Genomic DNA, 16,158 nt, shown 5'->3' with positions numbered 1-16,158 from the left:
GTCACCTCCCTGCTCGTGCGGCCGCGGCGTCCCAGGCCGCGGGTGTTCCGCCCGGTTCGTAACGCACGATCTGCTGAGTCTCGCGCACCAGCGCCCGCATCGCATCCAGGCCGCCGTCGACCACACCGGCGGCACGGGCCTGGACGAGCAGGTTGCCGATGGCGGTGGCCTCGACCGGCCCGGCCATCACCGGCAGCCCGCAGGCGTCCGCGGTCAGCTGGCAGAGCAGCTCGTTGCGTACTCCCCCGCCGACCAGGTGCACCACGCCGGCCGGCCGGCCGGCCAGCTCCCCGGCCTGGCGCACCGCACGCCGGTGGGCGAGCGCCAGACTGTCCAGGATGCAGCGCACGATCGTCGCGTGGCTCGCGTCGGCGGGCAGCCCCGCCAGCTTGCGCAGCCGGCCCGCCATGTCACCGGGCGGCAGGAAGACCGGGTCGTCCAGGTCCACGACGTGGGCCAGGCCCGGTTCGGCGGCGGCCGCGGCCAGCAGGCCGGGCAGGCCGGGCGAGCCCCACTCGCGCAGGCACTCCTGCAACGGCCACAGGCCCATGACGTTGCGCAGGTAGCGGATCGTCGAGTCGACGCCGCCCTCGTTGGTGAAGTTCGCCGCCCGGGACGCCTCGCTCAGCACCGGCGCGTCCAGCTCCAGGCCGACCAGCGACCAGGTGCCGCAGGAGATGTACGCGAAGTCGTCACCGGCCGCCGGGACGGCCACCACCGCGCTGGCCGTGTCGTGCGACCCGACCGCGACCACCGGGGTCCCATCGAAGAGGCCGATCCGGTCACCCGGGTGCCGCACCGGCGGCAACAGCCCGGCCCGCAACCCCAACTCGGAGATCAACGGCCAGGACCATTCCCGGGTACGGACGTCGAGCAGCCCGGTCGTCGACGCGTTCGTGTACTCCGCGCCGATCTCCCCGGTCAGCCACCAGGCCAGCAGGTCCGGGATCAGCAGCAGCCGCTGCGCCGCCGCGTACTGGACCGTCGGCTCGGCCGCGAGCAGCTGATACACCGTGTTGAACGGCAGCCTCTGCAGCCCGCAGACGTCGTAGAGGTCCCGGACCCGGTCGGCGATCCCGTCGGTGCGGGCGTCCCGGTAGTGCACCGGGTTGCCGAGCAGCGCGCCGTCCGCGTCGATCAGCCCGTAGTCGACGGCCCACGAGTCGATGCCGATGCTGCGGACCGGCCCGGCCTTCGCCAGCCCGTCGAGCACTCCCCGGTACAGCGACAGGATGTCCCAGTGCAGGGTGCCGCCGACCCGCACCGGTTCGTTCGGGAACCGGTGCACCACGTCCAGGTCCAGGCTGCCGTTGCCGAACCGGCCGACCACGACGCGCCCACTGGACGCGCCGAGATCGACGGCCGCGAAGGCCTCGCTCATCGCAGGAACGCCGCGGCGACACCCGCGTCCACGGGAACGTGCAGGCCGGTGGTGTGGGTCAGGTCGCCACCGGTGATCGCGAAGACCGCGTTGGCGATGTGCTCGGGCAGGACCTCCCGCTTGAGCAGGGTGCGCTGCGCGTAGAACTCGCCCAGCTTCTCCTCCGGTACCCCGTAGACGGCCGCCCGGTCGGCGCCCCAGCCCCCGGCGAAGATGCCGGAACCGCGTACCACGCCGTCGGGGTTGATGCCGTTGACCCGGATGCCGTGCGGGCCCAACTCGGCGGCCAGCAGGCGGACCTGATGGGCCTGGTCGGCCTTGGCGGCGCCGTAGGCGACGTTGTTCGGTCCCGCGAAGATCGAGTTCTTGCTGGAGATGTAGATGATGTCGCCGCCCATGCCCTGCGCGATCAGCACCCGCGCGGTCTCCCGCGACACCAGGAACGAGCCCTTGGCCATCACGTCGTGCTGCAGGTCCCAGTCACGCGCCGTGGTGTCGAGCAGCGACTTCGACAGCGACAGGCCGGCGTTGTTGACCACCAGATCAACCCCACCGAAAGCCAGGACAGCCTCCTGTACGGCAGCGCCCACCGCGTCCTCGTCGGTCACGTCGAGGCTCACCGCGACGGCGACGTCGGCGCCACCGATCTCCGCGGCGACCGTCGCGGCCGCCCCGGTGTCCCGATCGCTGACCACGACACACGCGCCCTCGGCGGCCAGCCGCAGCGCGATCGCCCGGCCGATGCCCGAACCGGCGCCGGTGACCAGGGCGACCCGGGTGGCCAGCGGCTTCGGCTTCGGCATGCGCTGGAGCTTGGCCTCCTCGAGAGCCCAGTACTCGATGCGGAACTTCTCCGACTCGTCGATCGGCGCATACCGGGAGATCGCCTCGGCACCGCGCATCACGTTGATCGCGTTGACGTAGAACTCGCCGGCCACCCGCGCGGTCTGCTTGTTGGCGCCGAAGGAGAACATGCCCACGCCCGGGACCAGCACGATCGCCGGGTCGGCGCCACGGATCGCCGGACTGTCCGCGGTCGCGTGCCGCTCGTAGTAGCCGCGGTAGTCCTCGCGATACGCCTCGTGCAGCTCCCGGAGCCGGGCGGTCACCTCGTCCAGGGGTGCGTCCGGAGCCGTGTCCAGGACCAGCGGCTTCACCTTGGTACGCAGGAAATGGTCCGGGCAGGAGGTGCCCAGGGCGCCCAGCTCCGCCAGGCGCTCACTGCCCACGAACTCCAGCACCACGTCACTGTCGGTGAAGTGGCCGACCTGGGGACGGTCGGTGGAGACGAGACCGCGGATCACCGGGAAGAGTGCGGCGGCGCGCCGGCGCCGTGCCTCCGTGTCCAGCGCGCCGATCCTGTCCGGCCCGAACGGCTCGGTGCGGCCGTGCTCGTCGATGTAGGCCGCGGCGGTGTTGATGATCTCGGTGGAGTTGGCCTCGCACTCCTCACTCGTCGCGCCCCACGCGGTGATCCCGTGCCCACCCAGGATGACGCCGATCGCCTGCGGGTTCGCCCGGTGCGCGGCGGCGATGTCCAGGCCCAGCTGGAAGCCCGGGCGGCGCCAGTCCACCCAGAGCACCCGGTCGCCGAAGATCTCCTTGGTCAGCGCCGGACCGTCGGCGGCCGTCGCGATCGCGATACCGGCGTCCGGGTGCAGGTGGTCGACGTGCGGCGCGTCCACCAGACCGTGCATCGCGGTGTCGATGCTCGGGGCGGCCCCACCGCGCCCGTGCAGGCAGTAGTCGAAGGCGGCGACCATCTCGTCCTCGCGCTCCACGCCCGGGTAGACGCCGGTCAGCGCGCGCAGCCGGTCCAGGCGGAGCACGGCCAGGCCCTTCTCGGTGAGCGTGCCCAGGTCACCGCCGGAGCCCTTCACCCACACCAGGTCGACCGCGTCCCCGGTCACCGGGTCGATGTCGGCGCCCTTGGCGGAGGTGTTGCCGCCGGCGTAGTTGGTGGTCCGCGGATCCGCGCCGAGGCGGTTCGAGCGGGAGATGAGCTCGGAGACTACGGGGTTGGTCATGGGGATCCGCTCTTCGTCGTCGTGGTTCAGCTTCAGATCGTGAAACGTTTCAGAGTTACCGGTAGATTACGTGCGGCCGCTCACCCCGGTCAAGGCCAACCCGGCTGGTTCTCACCGCTGCCTCAAGCCCCCCAAGACGACGCTGACAACCAGCCACACTCCCCCGGCTAGCCCCCAACGCTGCCTCACGGCCCTCGAGACGACGCTGGGAACCAGCCGGGCATGAGCGGAACGTCAAGGTCAACTCCGGCTGGCTCTCACCGCTGCCTCAAGGCCGCCGAGACGACGGTGGGAGCCAGCCGCGAACGAACAACACGCCAAGGTCAACTTCGGCTGGCCGCCACCGCTGCCTCACGGCCCTTGAGACGACGGTGAGAGCCAGCCGGAGACGTACCGCGGGCCTGAGGTCGACTTCGGCTGGTTCCCACCGCTGTCTCGGGGTCGTTGAGACAGCGGTGGGAACCAGCCGAAGTCGGGCCGCATCTCCGCTGTCGGCTCTCGCCGCTGTTTCGAGTGGGGTGGGAGCCGGCTGGAAATGATCTTGTGGGCGGTGTCTACGCGGTGGGTCGGTCAGCGCGTTCAATAGGGCGTGACGTTCGAGGAATACGCCTACGCCCGCGGGCCGTCGCTGGTTCGGCTCGCGCGGCTGCTGACCGGTGATCGCCACCGGGCCGAGGACCTGGTGCAGGATGTGCTGGCCCGCGCCTACGCCCGGTGGAACCGCATCGCCCGCGCCGAACAGCCCGACCTCTACGTCCGGCGGATGCTGCTCAACGCACATCACTCGTGGTGGCGACGGCGCAGCAGCCACGAGGTGACGGTGCCGGTGATCGCCGACTCGGCCGGTACCGCAGACGAAGCCGCCGCAGTCGCCGAACGCGACGCGATGTGGCGACTCGTCCAGGAACTGCCGGCCCGCCAGCGGACGGTGATCGTGCTGCGCTACTACGAAGACCTCGACGACACGGCCATCGCGAACGTCATGGGCTGCTCGACGGGCACCGTGCGTACCCACGCGGCCCGGGCCTTGACGGCACTCCGCGCCGCCCCTGTCCTGTCGCCGCCTTCCGGGCCGTCTTCCGGGCCTCCTTCGGCGCCGGCTTCCCGGCCCTCCTCGCCGGCGTCTTCCAGGGCTCCGTCGCCGTCTTCCAGGATTCCTTCGGCGCCTTCCTCCGTTTTGCCGGCCTCTACTTCTACGTCCGCCTCGACGACGGGAGCGCTCTGATGTCGCACGATCTCGACGAGCGGATCGTGGCCACCCTTCAGGCCCACGCTGGAGGGGATCTCGACACCGAAGCCCTGGTCGGGCGGGCCCGGGCGAACGGTGGCCGGCTCAAACGGCGGCGGCGGGCCGTCGCGGTGCTCGGCACGGCGGCGGTGTCCGCGGTCGTGGCCGTCACCACGTTGTTCGGGCCCAGCCTGCCCGCACCCGGCCCGGCGACGGTGGCCCTTCCGGCCGCGCCCGACCGGCCGGGCGCCACGGCCCGTCCCGAACTCGTCGGCACCGATGCCACGACCCTGCACTTCAGCGCCGCCGATCTGACGGCCGGCGCCCGGTATGTCACCTGGGCGGCGGGCGGCGGCACCGAGAGCGTGGAGGTCCGCGGTGACACGATGACCGCGCTGTTCGTCCTGGCCAGGACCGAGGAGGACCTGGCGGGCGAACAGCGGACGCTCGGCGCGAGCGGAGATCCGGTGACGACGTACGACGTGCGGGTCGGCGACCGGCCCGGCACCGTCTGGGTGGACGACCTGCCCGGTGGCGCGGGCCTCTGGACGGTCCGCTGGCAGCCGGCCGACGGGTTGTGGGCGAAGCTGGAGTCGTTCGCGCACGACCCGGAGCAGGCGGTCGCCGCCACGGCGAAGGTGCGGTTGGACTCTGCCCAGCGGTGTGCGACGCCGTTCCGGCTGACCGACGTGCCGGGCGGCATGCGCATCCTGCATTGCAGCGTCACCCTCGGCGGCCGCGGGTTCGAGGAGGGTGCGCTGCGGGTCGGCGACGACGAACACTGGTTCTCCCTCCGGGTGGAGCGGTCCCACCCCGACAACCCGTTGGCCGACACCTCGCACGGTGACCTGACCGCGGGGCCGTACCAGGTGGAACGCCGCAGCGACGGGGTGCTGACCACGGTCGTGGGCTCGTGCTCGGTGGGCCTGATCCGGGAGGGCTGGGGCGACTGGGGTGACGGCGTGACCGAGGCGGAGGCCATACGGCTGCTGGCCGGTTACCGCCAAGCCGACAACCTGGACGATGCCGGCAGCTGGTAGCGGCACGACCGCAAGTGTTAGCGGCACAGCCCCGGCTGCTAGCAGCACAGCCGCGGCTGGTGGCGCCGCCACCAGCCACCCGGCGCCACCAGCCACCCGGCGCCGCAAGGTGGGAAACACGGATGCCCTGCTCGGTCGCCGGCCCTACGATCCGGCGGTGCGAACCGCGACACCGGTGATCCGGGAGAAGACCGACGACGACACGGCCGCCTGCCTCGACCTGCTGACCCGGGTGCATGCCCGCGACGGCTACCCGCTGCATCTGGCGCCCGGGGACCTGCCCGCTTTCTTCCGGTCCGACCACGAGCGGGCGGCCTGGGTGGCCGAGCGGGACGGCGAGATCGTCGGCCACGTCGCCCTGCACTGCCCGCCGGAGGATCCCACCCTGACGGTGGCCGCCGAGGCGACCGGCCTGCCGGTTGGCGGCCTGGCCCTGCTGGCCCGCCTGTTCGTGGCCCCCGAGCTGCGGCGTACCGGTCTCGGCCGGGCTCTGGTGCGGCATGCGACCGCCCGGGCCCCGGTGTGGGGCAGGCGGGCGGTCCTCGATGTGGGCCGGTCGTTGCCGGCGGCGGTCGCCCTCTACGAGTCCGAGGGCTGGTTGCGGGCCGGCGATCTGGACCTGCACCTCGACGACTTCGACCCGCCGATCCTGCTGGAGCTCCGGGTCTACGTGAGTCCCCAGCCGTAGGCGTGCCGTTGAACGGCGGTCATGCCGACCGGCCGGGCGATCCCGGCCCGGCGCGACGAGGCGGTCCGCACAGCCGCGGCGAGAAGCGGCACGAATGCGACGGCGACCGTAGCCGCCGAGAGCGTCGTCTACGGAAAAGACCGCCGTCCCGATCGCGTCGAGGTTGTCTCCGGGTTCGCCCGGCAGCGCGGCGATATCGTCGCGGCACCCTATCGGGAGGCGGGCATGCTCTCCCCGCCGTGCCAGGAGCGCCACAGCGCCGCATACGGCCCGTCGGCGGCGACCAGTTCGTCGTGGGTGCCGAGTTCGATGATGCGGCCGTCGTCCATGACGGCGACGCGGTCGGCGTCGTGGGCGGTCTGGAGGCGGTGGGCGATGGCGATGACGGTACGCGAGTGCAGCACCGCCGCCAGCGACCGTTCGGCGGCCCGCGCCGCGGTCGGGTCGAGCAGGGCGGTGGCCTCGTCGAGGATGACCGTGTGCGGGTCGGCGAGGACCACCCGGGCCAGGGCGAGCTGCTGGGCCTGCGCACCGTCGAGTGGGTGTTCGCCGAGGTCACGGTCGAGGTCGTCGGCCCAGTCGGCGCCCACGGTGCGCAGCGCCGACCGGAGTTCGGTGTCGGGGGCGGTGACCATCAGGTTCTCCCGCAGCGTCTCCCGGAACACGTGGTGTTCCTGGGTGACCAGGACGACGTGCCGGCGCAGCTGGTCGGGTGGCAGTTCGGCGATGGGGACGCCGCCGACGGTGACGCTGCCGGCGGTGGGCCGTTCGACGCCGGCGATGAGCCGTCCGAGGGTGGACTTGCCGGCGCCGGAGAGCCCGACGATGGCGAGCCGTTCGCCGGGGCGGACGGTGAGTTCGACGTCGTGGAGCACGTCACGGCCTTCGTCGTACGCGTACCGGACCGCCCGTACCTCGATCCGCTCGTTCTCCGGCTCGCGGTCGGTGACCAGGACCGGGGCCGGGACGGCGCCGAGGCCCTCGACCCTGGCGAAGGACGCGCCGCCGGCCTGCAGCTGGTCGAGGAAGATCAGGATGGTGTCCAGGGGGCTGACGAGTTGCCGGAGGTAGAGGACGGCCGCGGCGACGGTGCCGACGGTGACCCGGCCGTCGATGTGCAGCAGGCCGCCGAGGACGAGGGCGAGGACGGCGGGCACCGCGTACGACGTCTCGGCCAGCGGGAAGAACACGCTGCGCAGCCGGAGGGTTCTGAGCCGGGTGCGCCGGGTCTCGGCGAGGGCCGCGTCGCCGGCGGTGATGCGCCGCTGGTGCAGCCCGAACGCCTCGACGGTGCGGGCGCCGTCGGTGGTGGCGGCGAGTTCGTCGGCGAGCTGGGAGGTGGCGGCGCCCTCGGTGAGGTAGGCGTTGCGGGCCCGGCGAAGGTACCAGCGGGTGACGAACCAGATGCCGGAGAAGCCGATGACGCCGACGACGCCGAGCAGCGGGTCGAGGACGACCACGGCGACGATGAGGAACACCATCTGCACGAGCCCGACGAAGATCGGTGGCAGGAAGTCGCGCAGGGCGGTGGCGACGCCGTCGACGTCGGTGCTGCCGCGGGCGGCGAGGTCACCGGCGGGGGTGCGTTCGACGACGGAGGCGGGCAGGTTGAGCACCCGGTCGAGGAAGATCTCCCGGATCCGGGCGGCGGTGCGTTCCCCGAAGCGGTAGGCGGCCGACAGCGCGTACCGGGACAGCAGGGTCTGTGCGACGGCGCAGAGCAGGACGGCGGCGGCGAGCCGGTCGACGTCGCCGATCTGTCCGCCGGCGGCGACGGTGTCGATGATGCGGCCGAGCAGCCACGGTCCGCCGAGTCCGGCGAGGGCGGCCAGCGAACTGACGGTGAGCATGCCGGTGACGGCCCGGCCGTCGGCGGCGATCAGCCGGCGGGCGGCGAGGACGACCTCGCGGGGGCTCGCGACGGGAAGCAGCGTTGTCACAGGTCGCCTCCAGGGGTGTCGCCGGCGGGAACGTCGTCGCCGAACGCGCGGGCCACGAGGGCGCGGTAGCCGGGGACGGAGGCGAGCAGTTCGCGGTGGGTGCCGGTGGCGGCGACCCGGCCGCCGACCAGGTAGTGGACGGTGTCGGCACGGTCGAGAAGTACCGGCGAGGTGGTGGCCAGGACGGTGCCGCGGCCGGTACGGGCGGCGCTGAGCCGGTCGGCGATGGCGGCTTCGGTGTGTGCGTCGACGGCCGAGGTGGGTTCGGCGGCGAGCAGCATCTCCGGGTCGGCGTAGACGGCCCGGGCCAGCCGGACGCGCTGCCGCTGGCCGCCGGACAGGTTGCGCCCACCCCAGTCGACCGGCCGGTCCAGGTCGTCGCCGACGTCGTGGGCGACCGCGGTGTCGAGGGCGCGGCGGACCCGGTCGTCGTCGGGTTCGCCGGGGCCGGCGACGACCGTGCGCAGCGGCCCGGCGAACAGGTCGGCGTCGTGGGTGGCGACGAGGATCCGGGCCCGGATGTCGGCCTGGGCGATCCCGGCGAGTGGCTGCCCGCCCCAGGTGGCGTCGCTGGGCCGGTAGCGGCCGAGCCGGTCGAGGATCTCGGCGGCGTCGGCGGGCCGGTCGCCGGCGAGCGCGGTGAACCGGCCGGGTTCGGCGTACACCCCGGATGCGGGGTCGCGCAGCGCGGCCGGGCCGGGCGGGGCGGGGTCACCGGACGGGTCGTCCTCGGGCAGCCGCAGGAAGTCGGTGATCCGGCGGGCGGCGACGACCCCGCGGGTGACGTCGAACCCCACGAAGATCATCACGTTGACCGGGATGACGAGCATGGCGGTGTAGCCGTACACCGCGACGAGCTGGCCGGCGGTGAGGTCGCCGGTGACCGCGAGCCGGGCGGCCAGCCAGATCACCACGGCGAGGAACACCACCGGCAGGCCGTCGCCGAGCGCGCCGATCCAGCTGGACGGCCCGCCGACCCGGTAGCCCTGGTCGCGTAGTTTCGCCGACTCGCGCCGGTAGCGGTCCAGGTGGGTCTCCTTGCCGCCGAGCCCGTTGAGGATGCGCAGGCCGCCGATCACGTCGACCAGCCGGCCGTTGAGTTCGCCCTGGTGGTGGCGGTATCGGCCGGCGGCCCGCTGGGTGCGGCGCAGCAGTGGCGCGATGATCAGCGCGAGCACCGGCACGCCGATCAGGACGACCGCGGCGAGCAGTCCGGAGATCTGCTCCAGCAGGAACGCGACCACGCAGAAGGCGATGATCGCGGCCACGCCGACGCCGCCGGCGTTCATGGCGCGGCCGACGGTCCACACGTCGGAGATGCCGATGGTGACGACCTCACCGGCGGTGACCCGGCGCGGCAGTGCGGCGCCGAGCCGGGTGGCGTGGGTCATCACCAGGTCGGCGGTCCTGATCGCGGCGGCCAGACGCAGGTTGGTCATGCTGCGGTGCCGCATGATGCCGAGGCCCGCGCTGGCCGCCCCGACGATCAGGACCACCGCGGCCCAGGCGAGGAGGACCCCGACGCGGCGCGGCGTGAGGCCGCGGTCGATGGCCTGGGAGATGAGGTACGGCGTGACGGCCAGACTGACGAACCAGAGCGTTCCGAACATCGCCCCGCGCACCACCCACCCTTTCACCTGTCGTGCCAGCCACCACAGATATCGGACGGGTCCGCGCGTATCCACCACGACGGCCATGCTGCCGCACCGTGACGGGGGCGTGTCACCCGATTTTCACCGGCCGTTCCGCCCCGCGCCGGCCTGTCAGCACCACGGCGAGGGCCGCCACCAGTGCAAACACCGCGCCCAGGAGAACCGCGTCACTCAATCCGCCGGCGTACGCCTTCTGCTGTGCGGAGACACCGGAGAAGACTGTGCCGAAGATCGCAACACCGAACGCGAACCCGAGCTGGCGGAACGTGTTGAGTGCCCCGCCGGCCATGCCGCTGCGCTCGTGCGGCACCGCGGCCAGGACCGCCGACGACAGCACCGGCAGCACCACCCCGGCGCCGAGCCCGACCAGGATCAGCCCAGGGATGAGGACCGCGGCGCCGTCGCCCGCCCCGACGACCGACTGTGCGAGGTCGCCGGCCGCGATCAGCAGCAGTCCCAGCCCGATCGCCGGCCGTGGCCGCAGCCGCTGGAGGAACCGCCCCGAGAGCGCCCCGACCAGCAGTGCGGCCCCGCTCAGCGGCAGCGCCCCGAGTAGTCCGGCGTCGACCGGCCCGTGCCCGAGCCCCTGTTGCAGCCAGGTGGTGGTGTACGGCAGGTAGGCGAACGCGGCCGCCTGGCACAGGAACGCGGCGACGATCAGGCCGGTGAACGCGGGCCGCCGGAACAGCCCGAGGTCGAGCATCGGGGCGGCGGACCGGCGTTCCACGGCGACGAACAGCACGATCCCGGCGAGGCCGAGGGCGAGCGCGCCCAGCACGACGGGTGCGGTCCAGCCGTCGCCGGTGGCCCGGATCAGCCCGTACACCAGGGCGGTCGCGGCGACGGTGAAGGTGACCGTGCCGGGCACGTCGAAGCGGCCGCCGTGGTCGGAGCGGGATTCGGCGACCGTACGCCGGGTGAACCACACGGCGATCACGCAGACCGGCAGGTTGACCAGGAAGATCCAGCGCCAGTCGAGGTGCTCGGTGAGCAGTCCGCCGGCCAGCGGGCCGGCCGCGGTGGCGGCGCCGTTGACCGCGCCCCAGACACCGAACGCGATCCCACGGTCCCGGCCGCGGTAGGTGACGTTGAGGATGGCCACGGTGGTGGCGAACATGGCGGCGCCGCCGACGCCCTGCAGGACCCGGGCGGCGATCAGCGTGGGCACGGTCGGGGCGAGGGCGCAGAGCAGCGAGGACACCCCGAAGACCACGAGGCCGGTGAGGTACGTGACGCGGCGGCCGTACCGGTCGGCGAGTGCTCCGGCGCCGAGCACGAGCGCGGCCAGCGCCAGGGCGTAGCCGTCGAGGATCCAGGCCAGGTCGTCGGGGCCGGCTTCGAGGTGGCCGGCGATGCTGGGCAGCGCGACGACCACGATGGTGACGTCGACGAGCAGCAGGAAGGTGCCGAGGCAGACGGCGAGCAGGGGTGACCACTTTCGCATGCGCCGAACTGTGCCGTCGTGCGGAACGGACGCGCCACGTTTTCGCCTCTGTGCGGCGGATCTCGACATCGGGCTAGGGTTCTGGGAATGGATGTCGACACGCTGGATCGGCAGATCGTGCACGCGCTGCGGATCGACGGCCGGGCCGGTTACCGGGAGATCGGCGCGGTCCTGGGCGTCTCCGACCAGACGGTGGCCCGGCGCTACCGGCGGCTGCGGGAGAACGCCGGGGTACGGGTGGTCGGCATGCCCAAACCGATCCGGCTCGGCTACGAGTCGTGGATGCTGCGGCTGCACACCTCACCGGACATGGCGGCACCGCTCGCCGACGCGCTGGCCCGCCGGCCGGACACCGCCTGGGTGAGCGTGTTCTCCGGCGGCACCGAGATCTCCTGCCTGGCCCGGCTGGCCGCGCACGCCGACCGGGAGTCGCTGCTGCACCGGCTGCCGCGTACGCCCCGGTTGGTGTCGGTGACCGCGCACTGCCTGATCCACCATTTCGTCGGCGGCGCGGTCGGCCCGGACCGCCGCGACGACGCGCTGACCGCCGGGCAGATCGCCGCGCTGACACCGGACGGGGTGCCGGCGCCGCCTCCTCCGCCGTTCACGATCGGCGGTTCCGCCCCGGCCGGCGAGCCGGTGGACGTGGCGCCGGCGCGGCTGGCCGACGGCGACGACGCGCTGCTGGAGGTGCTGTCCCGCGACGGCCGGGCCGGTTATGCCGAACTGGCGGCGGCGACCGGCTGGCCGGAGTCGACGGTCCGCCGCCGGATGCGGGAGCTGCGCCGGTCCGGGGCGATCTACTACGACGTCGAGGTGAAGCCGCAGGTGTTCGGCTTCCTCGCCCCGGTGCTGCTCTGGGTGACGGTCGCCCCGGCCCGGCTGGCCGCGGTCGGTGCCGCGCTCGCCGGCCACGACGAGGTGGTGTTCGCGGCCGCCACGACCGGGTCGACGAACCTGGTCGCGACGGTGGTCTGCACCGACATGGCGGCCTTCTACCGATATCTGACCGAGCGGATCAGCGGCCTCGACGGCGTCGACCGGGTCGAGTCGGCGCCGCTGCTGCGGCACGTCAAACAGCTCGGCGCGGTGACCGGCCGGTTGTGAACACCCCGTTACGTTCCGGCTCCGCGGGCAACCATCGGCGTGCGGGGAGCGTCTTGTTCATGAGGGCGTCACGCCCGGCAGGGTGGGCGGCTCGCGGTTCGCGGTCCCCGTTGACCCGCCGGAGCTCTTTGCGAGGGGGCGGCGGCACCGGTTCGGGCCGTGCCCCTCAGCAGGACCGGTCACCGGCTCAGGGCCGTTCGATCCGGGTCGGGTCGCCGCGCACCAGCTCGTCGTGGATCCGCCACCGGGCCGTCTCCGCGGCCTGCGCGGCGGCGGTGTCACCGGCTCGGAGCCGTTCCCGGATCAGGCGCAACGCGATGCTCCGGTTGAGGCTGAACTGCCGCTCGGTGTCGGCGACCACCACGATCCCGCTGGGCCGGTGGGTGGCCCGGACCGCGGTGCTGGCCTTGTTGCGGTGCTGGCCACCGGGCCCACCGGTCCGGGTCGGGACGATCTCCACGTCCGCCTCGTCGAAGACGGTCCGTGCGACGTCCATCGAGCACGGCTGCGCGGTCACGTACCAGTTCTTGCGCCCCGGCCCGGCCCGGTAGGGACTCGGCGCCTGCCAGCACAGCGTCCCGCTCCACGACGCGGCGAACGCGGCCGCACCGTCGCCGCCGATCTCCAGCAGCACCGACCGGAACGTCCCGGCCCGCTCCCCGGCCACCGTCTCCACCCGGCGGGTCCGGATCTTCCGCTTCGCGGCATCGGCCTCCAGCCGACCGACCAGCCGCGCCAGAGCCCACGAGCACTCTTGCGGTCCGCGTCCGGCAGAAACCATCAGATGTACGGCCGTCGCGCCCTCGTCCCAGCCGGTGCGAGGCCGGCCGCCCCCGACGGATCCGGCATCAGGCCCCCTTCCGGCCCAGTGGTCCTCCACCCCGCGGCCGGTATCGGGCCGGCCGTGTTCGCCCGGCATCACACCCACCTCCGGAACGGTGCGATCCGGCCCGTGCCCGCCGGGCGGGACGCGCTCGTGCGGCAGCCATCGGCCGATCCCGCACCGCGGCGTGGGTCCGGGCCGGTGAACACCGGACGGCACAGGCCTCCGGTGTCCGGCGCCGGCCGGGCCGCCCGTTTCCACCAGCCGATCATCGGTTCTCCCCTCCGACGGTGTGCCGCGAACCACCACGCCGGGGCGGCCGGCTGAAGAACACCGGACGGGGTGGACGGTCGGCGAAACGCCGCCACCGCAGCACCGGCACACATCCGGTCACCGCCCGCCGCGCCCCCGCACCGGACGAGACAGCCGGGCTCATCGACGGCCTCCCTTGCGCGACGTCGGTTCCGCGGTCTTGTAGGTCACCAGCGGCACCGTGCTGACGACCGGGGTGGCCAGCCCGTGCGCGACCAGGTCACCGATCACCTGCTCGATGCGTTTGTAGGCGCCGGGTGCCTCCTCGAAGAGCAACTGCCGGTCGCCGCAGACGACGATGGAGCCGACGGCCGTACGCCGAAGCTCCTCGACCGTGTGTTTGGCCCGTCCGCGCCGCAGCGCGTCGGTCCGGGACATCTTGCGCCCGGCACCGTGTGCCACCGAATGCCCGGCCTGCGGGCCGGCGTGCCCGGCCACCAGGAACGACCGGGTGCCGCGGGTGCCGGCGATGAGCACGTCGGTGCCGTCACCGGGGGCGGCGCCCTTGCGGTGCAGATAGTGGCCGTCGCGGATCTCGACGGAGTTGTGGCAGACGTCGGTGACGGGTTCACCGAGGTCGGCACCGAGGGCGTCGGCGACCCGCTCGGCCATGATCCGCCGGTTGAGGTGCCCCCACCGGACGGCGTCGTCGTGGGCGGCCAGGTAGGCCGCCGGGTCGGCGGCCGGGCCCGCGCCGTGCACCTCGGTGTGCGACCGCAGGATCCGCTCGCCGAGACCGCGGGAGCCGCTGTGCACGATGAGGACCGTGTCGCCGGCGGACAGGCCGAGCCGGCCGGCGTGACCGGTGTCGAGGACGGCGTCGACCTTGGCGAGTTCGACGAAGTGGTTGCCGCGGCCGACCGTACCCAGTTGGTCGGTGTATCCGGCCGGGACGTCGATGCCGGGCGGACCGTCCGCGCCGACCGGGCGGTCCAGGTCGGGGAAGCGGCCGGCCAGCCGTTCCGGGACGACCCGCTTGAGGCGGAACGGGAACACCGCGATGCCGCAGCCGATGTCGGAGCCGACCAGGAACGGATACAGCACGGACGAGAGCATGGCGGCGCCGATCGGTGCGCCCTTGCCGGGGTGCAGATCGGGCATTCCGGCGACGTGGATCATGCCGTCCAGGGCGGCGACCTGGTGACACTGGTCGACGGCGCCGGTTTCGATCCAGCTACCGGGTTCGGCGAAGATCGTGACGGTGGCACGCGTGAACTGCTGTTGAGACAAAACGCTTCTTCCCATGACGGTGGGGCGCGGCCCGCGGAGGCGGGGGCGCCGGGCTGAGGGCACGGTTCACGGCACGCCGACGAGGGCGGTGCCGGAGGGGCGCGGCTCGAGATGCCGCGGCGGGTGCTGGGGGAAGGCCTCAGTACGTCATGCCGTCCACCCAACCGGACGGCGCCAGTGGCGGCAACCGATTAAACGGCGCCCACAGTCGTTCACACGTCTGACATATCGCGGTAGCAGGTACCCGGCTGGGATTACCACCGTTGTTACCGGTGAGTTAACTTATCGACATCCATCGATTGCAGGAGCCCCAAAACCCCAGGGAGTTCCCATGCCCGTTCCTGTCCGTCGGAAGGCTTCCCTCCTGACCGCTCTGTGCGCCGCCTTCGTCCTGGCGTCGCCCGCACTGCCGGCCGCCGCGGCCAACCCGTACGAGCGCGGCCCGGCCCCCACCAACGCCAGCATCGAGGCGTCCCGCGGCACGTTCGCGATCGCCCAGGTCACCGTGGCACGCTCCAGCGTCTCCACGTTCGGTGGCGGAACCATCTACTACCCGACCGACACCAGCGCCGGCACGTTCGGCGCGGTGGCCATCTCCCCCGGCTTCACCGCGTCACAGTCGAGCATCGCCTGGCTCGGCCCGCGCCTGGCCTCACAGGGCTTCGTGGTGATCACCATCGACACCCGCAGCACCCTCGACCAGCCGGACAGCCGCGGCACACAGCTGCTCGGCGCCCTCGACTATCTGACCAACACCAGCTCGGTCCGCACCCGCATCGACGCCACCCGGCTCGGCGTGATGGGCCACTCGATGGGCGGCGGCGGCAGCCTGGCCGCGGCCCGCACCCGGCCCGCCCTCCAGGCGGCGGTGCCGCTCACCCCCTGGCACGGCACCAAGAGCTGGACCACGGTCCGCGTCCCCACGATGATCATCGGCGCCGAGAACGACAGCACCGCCCCCGTGTCGTCGCACGCCGAGCCGTTCTACACCAGCCTGTCCGCCGCGCCGGACAAGGCCTACCTGGAACTCAACAACGCCGGGCACTCGGCGCCCACCTCCGGCGGCAGCGTCACCGTCGCCAAGTACAGCCTCTCCTGGCTCAAGCGGTTCATCGACAACGACACCCGCTACGACCAGTTCCTGTGCCCGGCCCCGTCCGGCACGGCCATCCAGGAGTACCGGGCCACCTGCCCGCACTCCTGAGGTCCCCGCGAGGGCCCGGCCTACGGCCGGGCCCTCGCCCGCGCCGTCGTCCTCGCCCGCGCCGTCGTCCTCGCCCGCGCCG

11 protein-coding genes and 1 pseudogene are annotated in these 16,158 nt (G+C 72.9%); 5 read left to right on the top strand and 7 right to left on the bottom strand.

The features are described 5' to 3' along the window. Position 1: 1 nt before the first annotated feature. Both BC793_RS31715 and BC793_RS31710 read right to left on the bottom strand, forming a co-directional pair. Positions 2-1,381, bottom strand: coding sequence for a rhamnulokinase (locus BC793_RS31715; protein ID WP_109599235.1), 1,380 nt, complete (start codon positions 1,379-1,381; stop codon positions 2-4). Next, on the bottom strand, positions 1,378-3,408 hold the full coding sequence (locus BC793_RS31710) for a bifunctional aldolase/short-chain dehydrogenase (protein ID WP_109599233.1): 2,031 nt from the start codon (positions 3,406-3,408) through the stop codon (positions 1,378-1,380). Before BC793_RS31710 ends, BC793_RS31715 begins: the two co-directional genes overlap by 4 nt. A 589-nt stretch (positions 3,409-3,997) precedes the next feature. On the opposite strand from BC793_RS31710, the pseudogene BC793_RS31705 reads away from it, so the two are divergent. The 3 genes and pseudogenes from BC793_RS31705 to BC793_RS31695 all read left to right on the top strand — a co-directional run. Next, positions 3,998-4,450 (top strand): annotated as a pseudogene (locus BC793_RS31705) (SigE family RNA polymerase sigma factor); the annotation flags it as partial. 182 nt (positions 4,451-4,632) lie between these two features. Next, positions 4,633-5,676: a hypothetical protein gene (locus tag BC793_RS31700; RefSeq protein ID WP_109599229.1), complete on the top strand. Its 1,044-nt coding sequence runs from the start codon at positions 4,633-4,635 to the stop codon at positions 5,674-5,676. Positions 5,677-5,833: 157 nt separating this feature from the next. Further along, positions 5,834-6,364 (top strand): GNAT family N-acetyltransferase, encoded by a 531-nt coding sequence (locus tag BC793_RS31695; protein WP_158319418.1) that lies wholly within the window; start codon positions 5,834-5,836, stop codon positions 6,362-6,364. Positions 6,365-6,573: 209 nt separating this feature from the next. On the opposite strand, the gene BC793_RS31690 is transcribed toward BC793_RS31695, so the two are convergent. The 3 genes from BC793_RS31690 to BC793_RS31680 form a co-directional block, all read right to left on the bottom strand. Then, positions 6,574-8,304 (bottom strand): ABC transporter ATP-binding protein, encoded by a 1,731-nt coding sequence (locus BC793_RS31690; RefSeq protein ID WP_239170403.1) that lies wholly within the window; start codon positions 8,302-8,304, stop codon positions 6,574-6,576. Next, positions 8,301-9,914, bottom strand: coding sequence for an ABC transporter transmembrane domain-containing protein (locus BC793_RS31685; protein ID WP_109599402.1), 1,614 nt, complete (start codon positions 9,912-9,914; stop codon positions 8,301-8,303). The genes BC793_RS31690 and BC793_RS31685 overlap by 4 nt, the downstream gene beginning before the upstream one ends. A 112-nt stretch (positions 9,915-10,026) precedes the next feature. Continuing rightward, entirely contained in the window at positions 10,027-11,400 is a 1,374-nt protein-coding gene (locus tag BC793_RS31680) for an MFS transporter (RefSeq protein ID WP_109599225.1), read from the bottom strand. Between the two features lie 87 nt (positions 11,401-11,487). On the opposite strand from BC793_RS31680, the gene BC793_RS31675 reads away from it, so the two are divergent. Further along, the gene (locus tag BC793_RS31675; RefSeq protein ID WP_109599223.1) at positions 11,488-12,507 is read left to right on the top strand and encodes an Lrp/AsnC family transcriptional regulator; all 1,020 of its coding nucleotides are present in this window, start codon (positions 11,488-11,490) and stop codon (positions 12,505-12,507) included. 187 nt (positions 12,508-12,694) lie between these two features. On the opposite strand, the gene prfH is transcribed toward BC793_RS31675, so the two are convergent. Together prfH and BC793_RS31660 are read right to left on the bottom strand one after the other, a co-directional pair. Then, complete coding sequence (gene prfH, locus BC793_RS31670; RefSeq protein WP_109599221.1) at positions 12,695-13,288, bottom strand: peptide chain release factor H; 594 nt, start codon at positions 13,286-13,288, stop codon at positions 12,695-12,697. A gap of 474 nt (positions 13,289-13,762) precedes the next feature. Beyond that, positions 13,763-14,872 (bottom strand): RNA ligase RtcB family protein, encoded by a 1,110-nt coding sequence (locus tag BC793_RS31660; RefSeq protein ID WP_239170402.1) that lies wholly within the window; start codon positions 14,870-14,872, stop codon positions 13,763-13,765. Positions 14,873-15,203: 331 nt separating this feature from the next. Between BC793_RS31660 and BC793_RS31655 the strand changes: the two genes are divergently transcribed. After that, positions 15,204-16,076, top strand: coding sequence for a poly(ethylene terephthalate) hydrolase family protein (locus BC793_RS31655; protein WP_109599215.1), 873 nt, complete (start codon positions 15,204-15,206; stop codon positions 16,074-16,076). Positions 16,077-16,158 lie beyond the last annotated feature (82 nt).

The sequence above is a fragment of the Actinoplanes xinjiangensis genome (genome assembly GCF_003148685.1).
GTDB classification, from domain to species: domain Bacteria; phylum Actinomycetota; class Actinomycetes; order Mycobacteriales; family Micromonosporaceae; genus Actinoplanes; species Actinoplanes xinjiangensis.
The sequence above is the reverse complement of the archived record's forward strand: the minus strand, read 5'-3'. Positions and strand labels throughout refer to the sequence as shown.

Excerpts from the sequence above, each read along its gene's own strand:
- BC793_RS31715 (WP_109599235.1), bottom strand. The coding sequence starts at position 1,381 with ATGAGCGAGGCCTTCGCGGCCGTCGATCTCGGCGCGTCCAGTGGGCGC.
- BC793_RS31675 (WP_109599223.1), top strand. The coding sequence starts at position 11,488 with ATGGATGTCGACACGCTGGATCGGCAGATCGTGCACGCGCTGCGGATC.
- BC793_RS31710 (WP_109599233.1), bottom strand. The coding sequence starts at position 3,408 with ATGACCAACCCCGTAGTCTCCGAGCTCATCTCCCGCTCGAACCGCCTC.
- BC793_RS31680 (WP_109599225.1), bottom strand. The coding sequence starts at position 11,400 with ATGCGAAAGTGGTCACCCCTGCTCGCCGTCTGCCTCGGCACCTTCCTG.
- BC793_RS31685 (WP_109599402.1), bottom strand. The coding sequence starts at position 9,914 with ATGTTCGGAACGCTCTGGTTCGTCAGTCTGGCCGTCACGCCGTACCTC.
- BC793_RS31700 (WP_109599229.1), top strand. The coding sequence starts at position 4,633 with ATGTCGCACGATCTCGACGAGCGGATCGTGGCCACCCTTCAGGCCCAC.
- BC793_RS31655 (WP_109599215.1), top strand. The coding sequence starts at position 15,204 with ATGCCCGTTCCTGTCCGTCGGAAGGCTTCCCTCCTGACCGCTCTGTGC.
- prfH (WP_109599221.1), bottom strand. The coding sequence starts at position 13,288 with ATGGTTTCTGCCGGACGCGGACCGCAAGAGTGCTCGTGGGCTCTGGCG.